Consider the following 16,020-nt stretch of genomic DNA (forward strand, 5'->3'; position numbering starts at 1 on the left):
ACTTGAGAGGGTAATTCACTCTCTCATGCGGTATATCCTCCTCATCCTTTTTCTTTTCTTATCGCTTGGCTCTTTTGCCAATACCTACGTGGTGACCAATACCCATGATTCCGGACCAGGGAGTCTGCGGTATATGATTGCCCAAAGCAGTGATGGTGATACCGTTGCTTTATCTCCTCAATTGCTATGGAATGGTAGTGATACAATTCACTTATATTCTCCCATTGAGGCTGGATACAGCCTGACTATTATCGGTGCAATGAACGCAACAGATACCATCCATATCGATGGTGGTGGAAACAGTTCCTTCTTGTACAATACATGGTCGTATTCCTATCCTAGATCGTATTATTTAAAGAACCTGAGTGTTCTGAACTGCAACAACGGTGGGAGATTTGGTGGAGCTATCTATTTGATTTCCGAAGGTGAGGTCGTAGTGGAGTCGTGCACATTTGTGAGCTGCAAGGTGGATTCTTTCGTAGAACAGAATCAACGGTTTTTTATTAATGGAGGGGCATTGTTCATTCGAGAGAGTGTTACTTCGAGAATAGAAGATTGTCGTTTTGTGGGATGCCGAGCGGCAAATGGTGGTGCGCTCCATGTAGGTGCTTCGGACAGTATCGTTATTAAAGGATGTGATTTCATCGAGAATGAAGCCCTTTTTGCTGGAGGTGCTGTAAACGTTTCTCAATCTCAAAGTGGAGATGCTGATGTTTCTATTGAGAATTGTTCTTTCCTTAGAAACATATCCAATACGATTGACCATAAGCACTTTGCGTATGGGGGGGCTTTACTCATTGTCTCAGACTCTGCTTATATCAGTAATACGAGATTTATAGATAATGTTGTTGCAGAATTTCACCCTCAAGATCCTTCCGACTTTTCTGAAGGTGGGGCAATAGTTAGTCACACTCGCCGACTCACATGTGAGTCACTGTACTTCGCGAATAATAACGCAGAATTAGGTGGGGCTATGTGGATCTTCGGCGGTATTGATATCACAAACTCGACGTTTGAGAATAATACTGCTGGATGGATGGGAGGCGGAGCATATTTCCGAATTACCGGATATGATTCTCAAGTAAGAAACTGCACTTTCACTCGCAATTCTGCAGTTGTGGGTGGAGCTTTAGGAGGATATGATAATTATGGTGCTAATGAAAGTCTTAACATAACTAACTGTACGTTTTACGAGAATCATTCAGATTCTACGGCCGCTGCTCTATATCTCCATCAAACCTTAATGTCAAATTTGTCAGGGTGTTTGTTTGTGGAGAATACGTCCCAGTTCGGGCCGGGAGTGGTTTCCAATGGATATATGAGCTCCGTAGGGTTTAATGCTTTTGAGGGAGTTCCTTCCTTCGGTGTTGCATCAGATAGGACAGGTGTGACCAAGCAGGATGCCGCTTTGAATCCCCTCGTATTAAGCTCAGGCAATACTCCTACAATGAGACCGAGCAAATCGAGCGTATTAATTGACGTTGGGAATCCCAATGATACATCGCATTGTCAGGATGGTCCCATTCTTGGCGTCCGTGATATAGGTGCTACGGAAGGGGCTATCATAGTAATTGATTCTGTACTGCTTTGTGATTCGGTTCAATGGTGGGGCGATACCTATTTCGAGCAAGGGGTGTATAGGGAGGAAGCGATTAGTAGCTCTGGACTTGATTCTATCGGAATTCTATATGCATATAACTTGGAGTCCTCCTTGTTGAATATCAATGGAACATTAACCGTTCCTAGCATGCCATCTGCCACTTATCAATGGATTAGATGTAATTCTAGCGGAATACCCATTGTCGTGGGGCAAACAAGTTCAACTTTTAGACCTACATCAAATGGCGTTTATGCCGTTATCATCACTATGGGTAATTGCACGGATACTTCAGATTGCTACCCGTACCGAGAGGTATCTCTTGAAGAACAGATTCCTCATTTTAAGATTTTCCCCAATCCAGCCACATACGAAGTTGTCATAGAGTCTGAATATCAACGGATTTCACATGTTCGACTGTATAGTGTTTTGGGAAGAACCGTCATGGTGAAGGCTGATCGTGGAAATAGGGTAATACTCGATGTTTCAAGACTAGAGCCAGGCGTTTGGATTTGTGAGATTACGAGCATTGACGGTGATCGACGAAGTGAAAAGATTATCATATCGAGATAACTCTCTCTCATATTGAAAGCAACAAATGTGAAAAAGAAGTATTTTCACGCCATGGAAGACGAGATACAATTCATTCTGGATACAGCCAAAGAGAGTATGCAACGCAGCATTACTCACTTGGAGAAAGAACTATTGAAAATCCGTGCGGGTAGAGCCAATCCTGCGATGTTGGAAAGTGTAAAAGTTGAGTACTACGGTGCAATGACTCCACTTTCGCAGGTGAGTAATATCTCTACTCCAGATGCGCGTACACTTTCTGTTCAACCTTGGGAGAAGTCTATTATTCAAGACATCGAGCGCGCCATTATGGTGGCTAACCTTGGTTTGAACCCTCAGAATAACGGCGAAGCGGTTATTATCAATATTCCACCTCTTACCGAAGAACGTCGACGTGATTTGGTGAAAATGGCCAAAGCCGAAGCGGAAGACTGTAGAGTGGGTATCCGCAGCGCTCGCAAGGACGCCAACGACGAGATTAAGAAGCTCGAAAAAGACGGCTTGCCGGAAGATACAGCGAAGGATCTCGAAAATGAAATTCAAGAGCTTACCAACGCTTACAATAAGAAAGTAGATGATCACCTCATCAAGAAGGAAGAGGATATCATGAAGATCTAATAGGATACAGCATTAAAAAAGCCCCTTACCAAAATTGGTGAAGGGGCTTTTTTAATTTATGCAACTTGAAACATACTGATCAATTCTTCTTTGTCAATGGGTTTGACGTGATAACTCTTGATCAGATTGATGGATTCCGCTTTCATGCGATCTTCCTCTTGTACAGACGAACTAATCATATAAACCGTAACGCCGTCTGTAAATTCCGCTGGAATTTTAGCGAATTCATCTATAAATCCCCATCCGTCCATTACGGGCATGTTGATGTCTATTAAGATGACCTTGGGAAGAGAAGACTTTGAAGCTATTCTTTCGTTGATAAAATCAATTGCGTCAGCTCCATTGGTGAAGGTCAAGAGTTCATCGCAGAGTTGATTTGCTTTAATCATACGTTTCATCCCGAATACGTAGATATCGTCGTCATCAATTAAATATGCTAAATCAACTACACTCATGTGCGTGGAATATGAATGGTAAAAGTGGTTCCTTCATCAGGAGTGCTTTCCACTGAGATTGCTCCTCCAGAAGATTCCAATTGGTTCTTAATAAGGAACAATCCCACACCTCTCGAATCCGGATGAGTGTGTATGGTTCCATACATTCTAAAAATACGATTTTTATGCAATTCTAGATCAATACCTAATCCATTGTCTTTCACATGAATATTGATGTATTTTTCATCGATATCATGGTAAATATGAATGACTAATCGCCTAGATGGACTTCTGTAGCGAATAGCATTGCTCACCAAATTGAGCATGACACTATCGGCGTAGATTTGGGAAAACCTACCCAACAATTGAGGGGGTAGATCGATTTGGACATCAACGTCTAATCGATCAATATCTCCTGCTAAAATTTGGACAATTTTGTGAGCGATAGAGGTGAAATCTACTTCGTCAACGTCGGTCACTTGTTGATTCTGAACTGTGATGATGTCGTGTAGATCGGTGAGTGTATTGGATAAGTTCTCAACCACATTTTGAAGTTTTTCAATGAGGTCTTCGCGATCTTGTTCATCCTTGGAATCTTTTAGGAAAGAGAGCAACATTTCCAGGTTGCCGGTATGATTCCTTAGGTTGTGACTCACAATGTGCGCAAAGTTGACCAACCGTTGGTTCTGTTCAGTTGAAGTGGCAAGAGCGTCTTCGGTGAGCAACTGTGATCGAACTCTATCGTCAATGTCTTGAAATACGCCTCTCACTGAAACCACCTCTCCGGCTTCATTCATAACCGGGATTCCAACGGCATGCACATAAACTTCTTTATTGCTTCTCGTGATGATTCTAAAGGTGTCACTGTAGGGAAGCTTTTCACTAACGGCCTTGCCAAAAGCGGTCGAAATGCGCTCTTTGTCGTCATCGTGAAAGAAATTAATGGCATCCTCTACTGGAACTACTTCGTCATAGGGAACTTCGTGAATATCATAAACCGCCTTCGACCATTGTGTGGTCATGTTTTGGAGGTCGACTTCCCATCCACCCACTTTTGCAAGACTTCCGGTTTCCTCTAGGAAGAGCTGGTTTTTCTCTAGTTCTTGTTGGATTTGAACTTCTCTTTCAATGTCGACATTGCTTCCCGCCATGAATACAGGCTTCCCCGACTTATCTCGAATGGCTTCTCCAGAGGCAAGTACCCAGAGGTAATCTCCCGACTTCTTCTTCATTTGAAATGAGAGTCGGTATTCAACTCCATGTTCCAGATGTGCGGCGATGGCCTTTTCGATACGTTCTACGTGATCCGGGTGAGCCAGTTCATTGATGAAAGTTTGGTAGCTGGGTTCTAGGTCGCCAACTTCATAACCTAACATGGTGAAGAATGTGTCTGTCCACCACTCGTTGCCGGTTGTGATATCCCATTGCCAAATCCCCACACTTACACTGTTCAAAGCGTGTTTAATTCGGCTTAATTCGTCGTTGGTAGAAAAAGACACAGTCGGCAAGGATTAATAGTTACTTCCAAAATAAATAATTTGGGCATAAGGCCACCTTACTCTTGGTAACGATTTCCACTTAACTATTAACAATTTGATCAGCCGCATTCAGAATGGAATCCACAATCTGTTGGAAAGGTGCATTGAGGTATTCTTCAAATGGAATGATGTATCCCGATGGAGAGCCCTGTAGCCAATGTCCAAAGCTTGCTTCTATTTTTGGAAGGGCTTTAGGTTGATTGGCGATGTATCCATTTAAATAGAGGTAGGGGGATCGGTTTAGATCATCAGCGAGCGCTATTCCTCCTTTGAGAGAGAGGAATTCATCCACTTGTCCCGTTATTTCAGAATGGAAATTGTTCGGCCAAATACGAACTCTTACTGTTTCGGTGAAGAGGTTGTTCAATTGAAGTAAGGCACGTTCTCCTCTGCTTCGCAACTGAATCCAGTCGAGTATTGCCTGGCGGTGAAGGATGGGGAATACGTCAAATCCAAAGTGGATATCACGGGTGTGATTACTGAAGTTAAATTCGTGTAGTTCCACCCCACAAATGGCATGTGTGCTTGTAAGCCACCAGTGGTCAACGTCGGCAATGCTGGTATTCTTCAAGCCAATGCGGTCTACTAACTGCCGACTTCTATTTTCCCACTTCAGTTCATAGTCGATAGGGTCGAAGGTCAAGCGGAATTCTCCCACCTGCCCTTCAACCCATCTACCTTCAATACGTTTTCGCTCAATGTTCCATCCCACATTGTTCTGGGATTGATCACCTCGTTGTTCCAAGAGCGCGAAACCAATTTTGGAGATATATAATGATACTCTGTGGAACACAACATCGGTTGCGTTCAGAGCTGAGACCCTTTCATTCATAGTACGTGTGTAAAGCCCTCTAGAGAGGAACTAGAAGTTCGAACCTTTCGAATGAAAAAGCAAATAAATCCTCGAATTACTCGGATTCGTGTAGTGCAAGAATTGGAAGTTGACTGTGGAAGGCCACTTTGTTCGTTAAACTAGAGTGGAACAATCCGCGGATTACACCGTACTTCCTTGTGAGAAGAGCCAGCATATCTGCGTCTTTTTCCTTGGTGAAATCCAAGATGGCCTGCTCTACATTATTAGACTTGAGGATGTGGAAGCTGTATGGAATATCCTTCAAGTGATGGTCGAATTTGTGACGTTGCTCAGTGGCAAGGTCGGCCTGTCCTTCTAACTGAACATGTAGAATCATGATTTCAGCACCAAAGAATCCTGCAAGAGTAGCAAGGCGACGAAGTGCTCTATCGTTTTTGTTAGATCGGAAGTCGGTGCAATAAACAATACGCTTGATATTGCGGAATTCAGCCTTATATGGAATGGCCAATACTGGCACATCAATGCTCTGAAGAACGCTTGCGGCATTGGAACCAATGAGAACTTCTTCAATTCCACTCGCGCCTTTTGTACCCATCACTACACCAGATTCTGGATCTTTTTTAGTGATTTCCTTGATGACGCGAATAGGGTTCCCCATTAAGCTTCTGGTGCTGCATGGAATTCCTGCTGCTTTCACTTTATCCGCAATTTCTTTTAAGCTGTTTTCGCTGTTTTCACGCATGATGTCAATGAGAGAAGTGCTCATTACATTTTGTGCGTAAGGCAAGTCGTAAGCATTTACAATGAGCATTTCCAGATTGGCTCTTTTGCAAATTTCAATAGCAAACTCAAGCGCTTTATCAGCTGCTTCAGAAAAGTCGGTAGGGAATATGATGCGTTTCATGATGTGGTCATTGATTACACTAAAGATACGAAATGCCGTGGGTGTTTCCGCGGGTTTTAGTGACAGCTTGGAGGATTTTCTGAAACCATTTCGGTTTGAAGAGCATCGTCACCAGGACTGATATATGGAATACTCAAACCCATTCCTCTCAAAATGAAGAAGGTCGCCATTACGCCCACTACTACTGGAATAGCAAAACGAACATGGCCGCGCAATTTATCAACAATGAAAGAACCGCTCCATCCAATTACGAGCAAAAGTGGTCCTGTTCCCAAACCAAAGCCGATCATCATCATGACTCCATCTGTGGTGCTACCTGTTCCCAGAGAACTAATCAATGCGGCGTAAACGAGTCCACAAGGAAGAAGTCCATTGATCATACCGGTAAGCAAGAAGCGATGAGCTTTGGCTCCTTTCAATTTGGTGGTAAAGTTTTTCTGGAGGGAGCCGTAGAACCTGCGATAAGGTTTCCAGTTGAGGAGCGTAGGCCACTTGCTGAGTAGTCCGGCAATGAGCATGACGCCTACGGCTATACTCAAAGGTTGCTGCCATCCCGCAAAGGAGATTCCCGCCCCCAAGGTTCCCACAATGGCCCCTAAAATCGCATAAGTCATAACTCTTCCACCTTGGTGCAAAAGATGACTCGTATATTTACCCGAACGGCCAATGGGCAGCGCCAGTGCTATCGGACCACACATGACGGCACAGTGTAAGCTGCCCATTAGGCCTATAATAATTCCGGGTAGTAAAAAGTCCATCAGATAAATTGTGAGAATTTCCAGCGATACACTTCGCTATCGCGGTTCGCAATAATCTCAATACTCCACATTCCTGAATCGGGTTTATCCAAGTGGATACTTCCATTTTCAGGAGTGGATACAATTTCAAAGTCCATTTCGGCATTGTCATTTCTGTAGAAGTTCACTTTTACATCATTCCAATTTTCGCCAGGTATGTTGAGTTGAATGGACTCACCATTGTCTTCTAGAGTTACTTCACCGAGCTTGTCGGCAGCCATGAGTTCATGACGTTCATCTTCAAAATCTACCTCACGCTGGTAATAGTCTTCGGATGTTAAGTCCACACGCTCCATGAAGGTTCCTCGCACCAAGAATGCGATGAAACCGATGAAGGCAATCAGCGTTAGCGTGATTCCGTGTCCCCAATTGAATTTCATAATCTTTTATTTACGTGGTCCTAGGAAGGTAAAGTCTTGATCGTCCAATACTTCACCGTTGATCTTAAACTGGAAGTGAACCTTATCGCGATCAGTGACCAACTCGCTCGCTGGAATTTTGACGAGGAGGATGCCCTCCACAAAACTTCCAACGGCAATGGAGTCTGGTTCTGCTCCGATGTAGACAACGGTTCCTTCGGGTTCAACGAGCTCGATGTCTAAGTCGAGCGTTTCATTTGCTTTGTTGATAATCGTGTACTTCAACACGTTTTGAACTTCACCAGTAGCTTTGTCGTGGGTGAAGAGTTGTCCCTTCGCACGGAAGAGTTTTACTTCGGCAATTGGGCGTTCTGACACCAAGAAGCCCATGACAATAAGTAGGATACCGAGTACGGCGGTATACGCTTTGGCTCTGGTGGTGAATTTCCACTTTTCACCAGAAGTGATTTCTTCTTCCGAAGCAAAGCGGATGAGTCCGCGTGGCTTTTCGATTTTGTCCATGATCACATCACAGGCATCGATACAAGCCGTACAATTGATACACTCGAGTTGCGTCCCATTGCGAATATCAATACCCGTAGGACACACGTCCACACACTGGTTACAATCGATGCAGTCGCCTTTGCCCGCTTCTTCGCGGTCTTCGTTTTTCTTGAACTTTCCTCGTGGTTCCCCGCGCACTTTGTCGTAGGCAATCACAATACTCTTGCGATCAATCATGGCCCCTTGAAGTCGGCCGTAAGGACAAACCATTAAGCATACTTGTTCTCGGAACCATGCAAAGACAAGGTAGAATACAGTGGTGAATATCACCAAACTGATGAAGTTCCCCCAGTGTTGGGTTGGACCTTGTTCTACCATGATCCACCAACGGTCAGTTCCGATGAGAATCATTAGGAAAGTATTCCCAATGAGGAAAGAAATTCCCCAGAAGAGGGTATTCTTTAGAAGTCTTTTCCAGATTTTCTCCCAAGAAGTCCAAGGGAGTTTGCGCAATCGTATTTGCTGACCTCTATCTCCATCTATCCAGTATTCAATTCGCCGGAAGACGTGTTCCATAAAGATGGTCTGAGGGCAGATCCAACCACAAAAAATTCGTCCGTATACCACGGTGAAGAGCACTACAAAGAGTACCCCGCTAATCATGGCTAGAACGAGGAGGTAGGAGTCTTGCGGCCAGAAAGTAGATCCGAAAATCACAAATTTTCTACCTAAGACATCTAGAAGAAGGAAGGGTTTTCCGCCAATTTCAATCCAAGGAATGGCGAAGAAAAACACCAAAAGCCCCATGGCAACCCATGTACGCCTCTTCATCCAATAACCGGTGATGCGTTTTGGGTTTAAGAATTTCCGCTTTCCATCGGCATCTACTGTGCCGATGGAATCGCGGAATTTATCATCCATGGGGGAATAGGTTTTCATTCTTCGGAACTTACCTCTTCAGATTCTTCAGTGATTTCATCTGTTACGGGTTCTTCAGCCGCAGCTTCTTCTACCCATAGATCGCCCTCTGCTTCTTTTGCATTCGGTGGATTGGTGCCCTGTAGGGAGATGATGTAACTCGCTACTTGCTGCATTTTCTCTGCGGAGAGTTGTGTTTTCCAAGGAATCATTGCCGTTCCTTTTCGCCCCCCATTTTTAATGGTGTTGAACACATTTTTAATGCCGCCGCCATTAATCCAATACTCGTCGGTAAGGTTTGGACCGGTCATACCCGCAGCGCCTTCAGCGTGACAAGCGATACAACGAGAAGCGTAAACTTCAGCACCTGCCGCCAAGCTGGTTGCGTCGCTGAGGTAGGTTACATTGCTTTCGTCAATGGTAGGGCCTCCCGATGCTTTTTGGCGTGCTGCGATGGCCTCTTCTGCCATTTGAACTTCTATCGCGTATTCTTCATCGCTCAACGGAGCAGATTCAGAAATGTGGAAGCGGAAGATGTAAACCACAGCAAATACGATAGAAGCATAGAATCCCCATAGCCACCATGGCGGTAAACGGTTGTCCAACTCGCGAATACCATCGTAATCGTGATCGGTCATGATCTCATCTTCCTGACTTACAGGTACGGCTGCAGTAAGCGCTTGTAATAGGGCACTCGGACTTTCTTCGGCTTCTTCAGCTTCCTTCCATCTGCCTTGTGCTTTTAGGCTTACTTCCTTCATCACATTCAGTGCGTTGTTTACCACAGAAAGGGTGATGAGGAGGAAGACACCTACGAATAGAGCCATCCAAAAAACTGGATCGGTGAACAGGCCTTGGAATAGATCTTCCTCTTGACCTGTGGTTGTTGATAGGAATAGGTTCACGTTCATGATGCTGAGTTTACAGATGGTTCATCATCGTTTTCTAGGGGGATGGAGCTTATTTCATCCATGGTTTTCTTCGGTTGGCGAATGACGTAAATCAACAAGCCGATAAAGAAGGTGAAGAAGATCAAGAAGCTGATGATCGGAAAGATCTCTACGTTCTCGATGGCTTCCATTGGGCCTTTTAGAAACTTAATCATGATTACTCGTTTGTAGCCGTTTCATCTCTTGAGATATCGGTACCTAACTTTTGCAAGTATGCAATCAAGGCAACGATTTCTTCTTCTGCACCTACGCCGTCAATGTTCGCATCACTGTTCAACATTTCGGCAATCTCATTCGCTTGGGCATCCATTTCGGCTTCCCAGTTTTCGATGTATTCGTCGGTGTATGGAACACCTAAACCTTGCATTGCTTCAAGCTTAGCTTTGGTTTGTGAACGATCAAGGGTTGCGTCGTTTCCACTCAAGCTAAATAGCCAAGGGTAACGCGGCATGATAGAACCTGGAGAAGTTGCTGCTGGATCCCACATGTGGTTGTAGTGCCATGCTGCACCAGAGGCGCCAGGCATACGTTCGCCAATGCGGTGTAGATCCGGTCCTGTTCGTTTAGATCCCCAAAGGAACGGGTGATCGTACACAAATTCGCTGGCCTTAGAGTATTCCTGACTTACCGTTGAGTAACGTACCACTTCAGAACGGAATGGTCTTACCATTTGAGAGTGACAAGCATTACAACCTTCGCGTATGTAGAGGTCGCGACCTTCCAATTCCAAAGCAGTGTATGGTTTTACGTAATCGTGGTTCTCAACACCGCCTTTAGACAAGATGGTAGGAACCAATTCCACCAAACCGCCGATGAGAATGACAACGGTACTGAAGATGAGCAATTGAACTGGACGACGCTCGATCCAACGGTGCCAGTATTCGCCTTTGTGCTTCTTGTATTCTTTAGGTAGCGGAGCGGCTTCAGCTTCTTCATTCGCTTCCAGCTTACCTGTAGCAACCGTTTTCCAAACGTTCACTACCATTAGAAGTGCACCAATTAGGTAAAGTGTACCACCAATAGCACGCATGATGTAGAACGGCATGATCTCAGTCACTGTATCGAGGAAGTTGTAAACCAAACCTCCATCGGCATCAAACTGTTTCCACATCAAACTTTGAGTGAAACCGGCAATGTACATTGGGATAGCCCAGAACAAGATACCTAGGGTGCCAATCCAGAAGTGAGTATTCGCTAATGACTCACTGTATAGTTTGGTTTTGTAAAGCTTCGGAATGAGGTAGTAAATCATACCGAAGATGATGAAGCCGTTCCATCCGAGTGTTCCAACGTGTACGTGTGCTGGAATCCAATCGGTAAAGTGCGCAATGGCGTTTACGTTTTTCAAAGAGAGTAGTGGACCTTCCAAGGTAGCCATACCGTAAGCAGTAATGGCAACTACAAAGAACTTCAAGATGGCAGAGTCGCGAACTCTATCCCACGCACCACGCATGGTGAGTAGACCGTTCAACATACCACCCCAGCTTGGAGCGATCAACATAATAGAGAAGACAGTACCTAAGCTCTGAGCCCAGTCTGGCAATGAGGTGTACAATAAGTGGTGTGGACCTGCCCAGATGTAGATGAAGATAAGAGCCCAGAAGTGGATGATGGACAGGCGGTAAGAATAAACCGGACGATTTACTGCCTTCGGTACGAAGTAGTACATCAAACCGAGCACAGGCGTTGTAAGGAAGAAGGCTACCGCATTGTGGCCATACCACCATTGAACAAGAGCATCTTGAACACCAGCGAATACCGAGTAGCTCTTCCACATACCAACTGGAACTTCCAAGTTGTTTACGATGTGAAGAACCGCTACCGTTACCCAGGTTGCGATGTAGAACCAAATGGCTACATACAAGTGGCGCTCTCTTCTCTTGAGAATGGTCCAGAACATATTCACACCGAAGACTACCCAAATTAGCGTAATCAAGATGTCAATAGGCCATTCCAATTCGGCGTACTCTTTGGATGAAGTGAGACCCATCGCTAGCGTAACTGCCGCTAATAAGATGATTAACTGCCAACCCCAAAAGTGAATTTTGCTAAGTGTTTTGCTGGCCATTGGCGTTTTAAGCAAACGCGGAAGCGAGTAGTAAACACCGGCAAAAATGGCGTTACCTACAAAGGCAAAAATCGCAGCATTCGTGTGAATGGCGCGAAGTCGACCAAATGTCAAGAACTCCAAATTGGCATTTAAGCTCGGAGCAAAGAGCTGCGAGGCAATAGTAATTCCCACAAGGAAGGCCACGATGGCCCATACAATTGTGGCGAAGGTGAAGTCCCGCACGATGCGGTTGTCGTAGTGGAATTTCTCTAGTTCCATTAGGATTGGGATTTGGGATCTTCATCATCGTCGTGTAGCAAACGCACAGATGATCCATAGGAGTCGTCAAACTGACCGGATTTTACCGACCAGATGAAGGCACCTAAGAATACCAGAGCAACAAGCAAACTGACTGTGATGAGTAGGTAGATGATTTCCATAAGGTATATGTGGTCCTTAATACCGAAACAAATCTACCATGAGCTATTTGCTGTATGTATGACTACCATCACTTCGCAACATGACTTTTATCATGTTTTGAAACGTAATGAACCTTAAATGTCGCACCTATGTTAGAACAATGATATATTTACACCCTAATTTAGAGAGACATGAAAATCGGTGACGAGATAAAACAGGAGAAATTTGAGACCAACCAGCAGAAGGCGGTGATCAATTTAATCTTCACTCACAACTGGTTTAAAGAGGAGTTCGCCTCCTTTATTAAGGAGTTTGGTATTACGGCGCAACAGTTCAACGTGCTCCGCATCTTGAATGGTCAGTATCCCAATGGTATTACGACCGGAGAAATTCGCGAACGAATGCTCGATAAGATGAGTGATGCATCTCGATTAGTTGATCGTTTGGAGAAATGCGGCAAGGTGGCAAAAGAGCGAAACAAAGATGATCGCAGACTGGTCAAAGTGGTGATTACCGAGAAGGGGCGAGATCTCGTTGAGCGCATCCGAGCAAAGGAAGTTGCTTTGTACAATCCTATGAACGATAGACTCACCGACGAAGAGGCAGCTCAACTCAGTGAATTACTCGATAAAATGAGAGGTTAAGCTCTGTTTTCTAAGTAGTAGTTGATCAGTCCTACGGTAGATTCGTCGTGCTGACCTACGTTTCCACTTTCCAATTCAGGTAGAATGACGTTAGCCAATTGCTTGCCTAATTCTACTCCCCATTGATCAAAACTGAAGATGTTCCAAACTACGCCTTGAGCGAAGATTTTTTGTTCGTACATGGCGATGAGAGCACCCATTGTTTCTGGATCGAGGGTTTTGAGTAGGAAGGATGTAGTGGGTTTGTTGCCTTCAAAAATCTTGAAAGGTGTCAAACGATTGATTTCATCCTCCGATTTCCCCGCTTTTTCCAATTCTGCCCGAACAACGGCTTCCGATTTTCCAGCCATCAAAGCTTCGGTTTGAGCAAAGAAGTTAGAAAGTAGTTTTCTGTGATGATCGCTCAATGCGTGCTGAGGTTCTACACTGGCTATAAAATCACAAGGGATAAGTGAAGTCCCCTGGTGGATGAGCTGATAAAAGGCATGCTGACCATTGGTTCCGGGCTCTCCCCAAACAATGGGCCCCGTCATATAGTCAACGTTCTTGCCATTTCTGTCTATGCTCTTTCCGTTGCTCTCCATGTCTGCCTGCTGCAAGTAAGCGGCAAAGCGACTCAATTTTTGATTGTACGGCAATACGGCCATGCTATCTGCACCTAAGAAGTTGCGGTACCATATTCCTGCAGCAGCCATCAATTGAGGGATGTTTTCTTCAAATGGAGCCGTTCGGAAGTGCTCATCCATGTCGTGAGCCCCTTTCAAAAATGCAGCGAAGTGCTCTTCACCAATGGCGAGACAAACAGGAAGCCCAATAGCACTCCACACAGAATATCTACCACCTACCCAATCCCAGAAGCCAAACATATTTTGGGCGTCAATTCCGAATTCGGTGACTTTCTCATGATTGGTGCTTACGGCTACGAAATGCTTTGCGATATGAGCCTCATCTTTCGCATACGTCAAGAACCATGTTCTCGCCGTATGGGCGTTGGTCATGGTCTCTTGGGTAGTGAACGTTTTCGATTCAATGATAAACAACGTTCGAGAAGGATCTATTTCACGAAGCACGTGAGAGATGTCGGCTCCATCTACATTCGATACAAAGTGGAAAGTGAGATCAGGACGAGAGAAGGGTTCCAATGCTTCATAAACCATTCTCGGCCCCAAGTCTGATCCGCCAATTCCGATATTTACCACATGCTGGATGCTTTTTCCAGTGTAGCCCTTCCATTGACCACCTCTTACTTTATTGGCAAAGGCGTACATACTAGCGAGTACCTTGTGAATCTCAGGAATCACATTCATACCGTCTACTTTCACTTCATCGGTAGAAGGGCGACGTAGGGCGGTATGCAAAACCGCTCTTTTCTCCGTTTCATTAATGATGTCACCAGAGAATTGAGCATCGATAGCTTTTGAGAGATTGACCTCTTCAAAAAGTTGCTTAAAGAGGGAAATCGTTTCTTCCGTCCACTTGTTTTTAGAGAAGTCAGCCAACATTTTTGGATGTTGAATCGACATGTTTTCAAAGCGGTTTGATTGAGCTTTAAAACTCTCAAGAATAGAGAAACTGCGCATTTCACGAGCGTGTTGCTCGAGTTTTTTCCACGCTTGTGTTTCGGTAGGTACAGTTCTTTCTAGCATCTAATTGGAAGATTGAACCTCAAAGTTAACGACTTCCTTTGGTCGAATCACTAACTTTGGCGCGATGAGTATGACAAAAGACACAATGGCTTCTATTGCCGAAAGGAATAAAGCCTTCGCTTCGGACCTAAACAGAAGGGTTCACGACTATCTTAATAAAGATGGTAAATCAAAGTATGCCGACTTCAGATATTATTTCAAAGCTGTAGTTATGGCCGGACTCTATTGGGTTCCGTTCGCATTAATGCTTGCGGGAATTGGTGGAGCACCTATGTTCTGGATTGCTTGGATTCTTATGGGATTTGGCATGGCCGGAATTGGAATGAATGTAATGCATGACGCAAACCATGGTTCGGTAAGTCCGAAATCAGGAGTGAATAAATTGTTTGGTGCAAGTATGTATTTGTTGAGTGGATATGTTCTCACTTGGCAGATTCAACACAATCACCTTCACCACAATCACACAAATCACCTCGGACAAGATGAAGATCTTGAAACACGTGGTTTGTTGCGTTTGCACCCAGGTGATAAGTGGAAGAAGATGCACAAGTATCAGGCGTTCTACGGTCCGTTTATTTACGGCCTACTCACCTTGAATTGGGTCTTGGTTAAAGACTTTAGTCAGGTTGCCCGCTATAACAAGATGGGGTTACTCACTAAGTTCCAAACGAAAGTGAAGAAAGAGCTTACCAAACTCGCATTCATCAAAGCGATTTACATTGCGGTGTTTATCATCACCCCAATTGCCGTGGGATTGCCTTGGTATCAAGTTCTCTTGGGCTTTGTGATTATGCATTTCTTAGCTGGTTTCGTTTTGAGCTTCGTCTTCCAATTGGCACACGTAGTTCCAGAAGTAGAGCACCCAGTAGGAGAAGAGATTACAGGACCTGGCGCATGGCAGGTTAACAACTTGTTGACCACTTCTAACTTCGCAATGAAGAATCCAATCATCACTTGGAGTTTAGGTGGATTGAATCACCAAGTTGAACACCACTTGTTCCCACACGTAAGCCACGTTCACTATCCCGCACTTTCTAAGATTGTTGAAGCTACGGCGAAAGAACATGGACTTCCTTACCACAAGCACTCCTATATGTTGGAAGCAATTATTGCTCACATTAAGTTCTTGAACCAAATGGGCAAGGCTCCAGCGGTAGCTTAGGCTACTGACATCAGTCACTAGACATCAGGCACCGGCATTAAGCCAGCCTCACCTATATAAACCCCAAAACGGATCTTAGGATTGGTTTTGGGGTT

The 16,020-nt window shown here is 44.6% G+C and carries 16 protein-coding genes; 4 read left to right on the top strand and 12 right to left on the bottom strand.

Annotated features, from left to right (window positions below; genetic code table 11):
* The first annotated feature begins 25 nt into the window (after positions 1 to 25).
* Entirely contained in the window at positions 26 to 2,170 is a 2,145-nt protein-coding gene (locus F8C82_RS14285; RefSeq protein WP_151694295.1) for a T9SS type A sorting domain-containing protein, read from the top strand.
* A gap of 51 nt (positions 2,171 to 2,221) precedes the next feature.
* Entirely contained in the window at positions 2,222 to 2,785 is a 564-nt protein-coding gene (gene frr / locus F8C82_RS14290; protein ID WP_151694350.1) for a ribosome recycling factor, read from the top strand.
* A 56-nt stretch (positions 2,786 to 2,841) separates the two neighbouring features.
* Here the strand turns inward: frr and F8C82_RS14295 are convergent, their stop codons facing one another.
* From F8C82_RS14295 to ccoS, 11 genes are all read right to left on the bottom strand, one after another.
* On the bottom strand, positions 2,842 to 3,240 hold the full coding sequence (locus tag F8C82_RS14295; protein WP_151694296.1) for a response regulator: 399 nt from the start codon (positions 3,238 to 3,240) through the stop codon (positions 2,842 to 2,844).
* Positions 3,237 to 4,718: a sensor histidine kinase gene (locus F8C82_RS14300; RefSeq protein ID WP_170266283.1), complete on the bottom strand. Its 1,482-nt coding sequence runs from the start codon at positions 4,716 to 4,718 to the stop codon at positions 3,237 to 3,239. The genes F8C82_RS14295 and F8C82_RS14300 overlap by 4 nt, the downstream gene beginning before the upstream one ends.
* A gap of 79 nt (positions 4,719 to 4,797) precedes the next feature.
* Positions 4,798 to 5,589, bottom strand: a complete 792-nt coding sequence (locus tag F8C82_RS14305) for a hypothetical protein (RefSeq protein WP_151694298.1) — start codon at positions 5,587 to 5,589, stop codon at positions 4,798 to 4,800.
* A gap of 76 nt (positions 5,590 to 5,665) precedes the next feature.
* Complete coding sequence (locus tag F8C82_RS14310) at positions 5,666 to 6,475, bottom strand: universal stress protein (protein WP_151694299.1); 810 nt, start codon at positions 6,473 to 6,475, stop codon at positions 5,666 to 5,668.
* Between the two features lie 56 nt (positions 6,476 to 6,531).
* Positions 6,532 to 7,233, bottom strand: coding sequence for a sulfite exporter TauE/SafE family protein (locus F8C82_RS14315; RefSeq protein ID WP_151694300.1), 702 nt, complete (start codon positions 7,231 to 7,233; stop codon positions 6,532 to 6,534).
* Positions 7,233 to 7,652, bottom strand: a complete 420-nt coding sequence (locus F8C82_RS14320; RefSeq protein ID WP_151694301.1) for a FixH family protein — start codon at positions 7,650 to 7,652, stop codon at positions 7,233 to 7,235. Before F8C82_RS14320 ends, F8C82_RS14315 begins: the two co-directional genes overlap by 1 nt.
* A 6-nt stretch (positions 7,653 to 7,658) precedes the next feature.
* Entirely contained in the window at positions 7,659 to 9,074 is a 1,416-nt protein-coding gene (ccoG, locus tag F8C82_RS14325; RefSeq protein ID WP_151694302.1) for a cytochrome c oxidase accessory protein CcoG, read from the bottom strand.
* Positions 9,071 to 9,964, bottom strand: a complete 894-nt coding sequence (locus F8C82_RS14330; protein ID WP_151694303.1) for a cbb3-type cytochrome c oxidase N-terminal domain-containing protein — start codon at positions 9,962 to 9,964, stop codon at positions 9,071 to 9,073. The genes ccoG and F8C82_RS14330 overlap by 4 nt, the downstream gene beginning before the upstream one ends.
* Positions 9,961 to 10,158 (bottom strand): cbb3-type cytochrome c oxidase subunit 3, encoded by a 198-nt coding sequence (locus tag F8C82_RS14335; protein ID WP_151694304.1) that lies wholly within the window; start codon positions 10,156 to 10,158, stop codon positions 9,961 to 9,963. The genes F8C82_RS14330 and F8C82_RS14335 overlap by 4 nt, the downstream gene beginning before the upstream one ends.
* Positions 10,159 to 10,160: 2 nt before the next feature.
* Positions 10,161 to 12,332, bottom strand: a complete 2,172-nt coding sequence (gene ccoN / locus F8C82_RS14340) for a cytochrome-c oxidase, cbb3-type subunit I (protein WP_151694305.1) — start codon at positions 12,330 to 12,332, stop codon at positions 10,161 to 10,163.
* Entirely contained in the window at positions 12,332 to 12,493 is a 162-nt protein-coding gene (ccoS, locus tag F8C82_RS14345; RefSeq protein ID WP_151694306.1) for a cbb3-type cytochrome oxidase assembly protein CcoS, read from the bottom strand. The genes ccoN and ccoS overlap by 1 nt, the downstream gene beginning before the upstream one ends.
* 171 nt (positions 12,494 to 12,664) lie before the next feature.
* Between ccoS and F8C82_RS14350 the strand changes: the two genes are divergently transcribed.
* Positions 12,665 to 13,117, top strand: coding sequence for a MarR family winged helix-turn-helix transcriptional regulator (locus F8C82_RS14350; RefSeq protein ID WP_151694307.1), 453 nt, complete (start codon positions 12,665 to 12,667; stop codon positions 13,115 to 13,117).
* On the opposite strand, the gene pgi is transcribed toward F8C82_RS14350, so the two are convergent.
* The gene (gene pgi, locus F8C82_RS14355; RefSeq protein ID WP_151694308.1) at positions 13,114 to 14,763 is read right to left on the bottom strand and encodes a glucose-6-phosphate isomerase; all 1,650 of its coding nucleotides are present in this window, start codon (positions 14,761 to 14,763) and stop codon (positions 13,114 to 13,116) included. The two genes, F8C82_RS14350 and pgi, sit on opposite strands and share 4 nt — an antisense overlap.
* A gap of 64 nt (positions 14,764 to 14,827) precedes the next feature.
* Here pgi and F8C82_RS14360 point away from each other — a divergent pair, with 64 nt between their 5' ends.
* Positions 14,828 to 15,925 (top strand): fatty acid desaturase family protein, encoded by a 1,098-nt coding sequence (locus F8C82_RS14360; RefSeq protein ID WP_151694309.1) that lies wholly within the window; start codon positions 14,828 to 14,830, stop codon positions 15,923 to 15,925.
* The last annotated feature ends 95 nt before the right edge of the window (positions 15,926 to 16,020 follow it).

Source organism: Phaeocystidibacter marisrubri (genome assembly GCF_008933165.1).
Classification (GTDB): Bacteria; Bacteroidota; Bacteroidia; order Flavobacteriales; family Schleiferiaceae; genus Phaeocystidibacter; species Phaeocystidibacter marisrubri.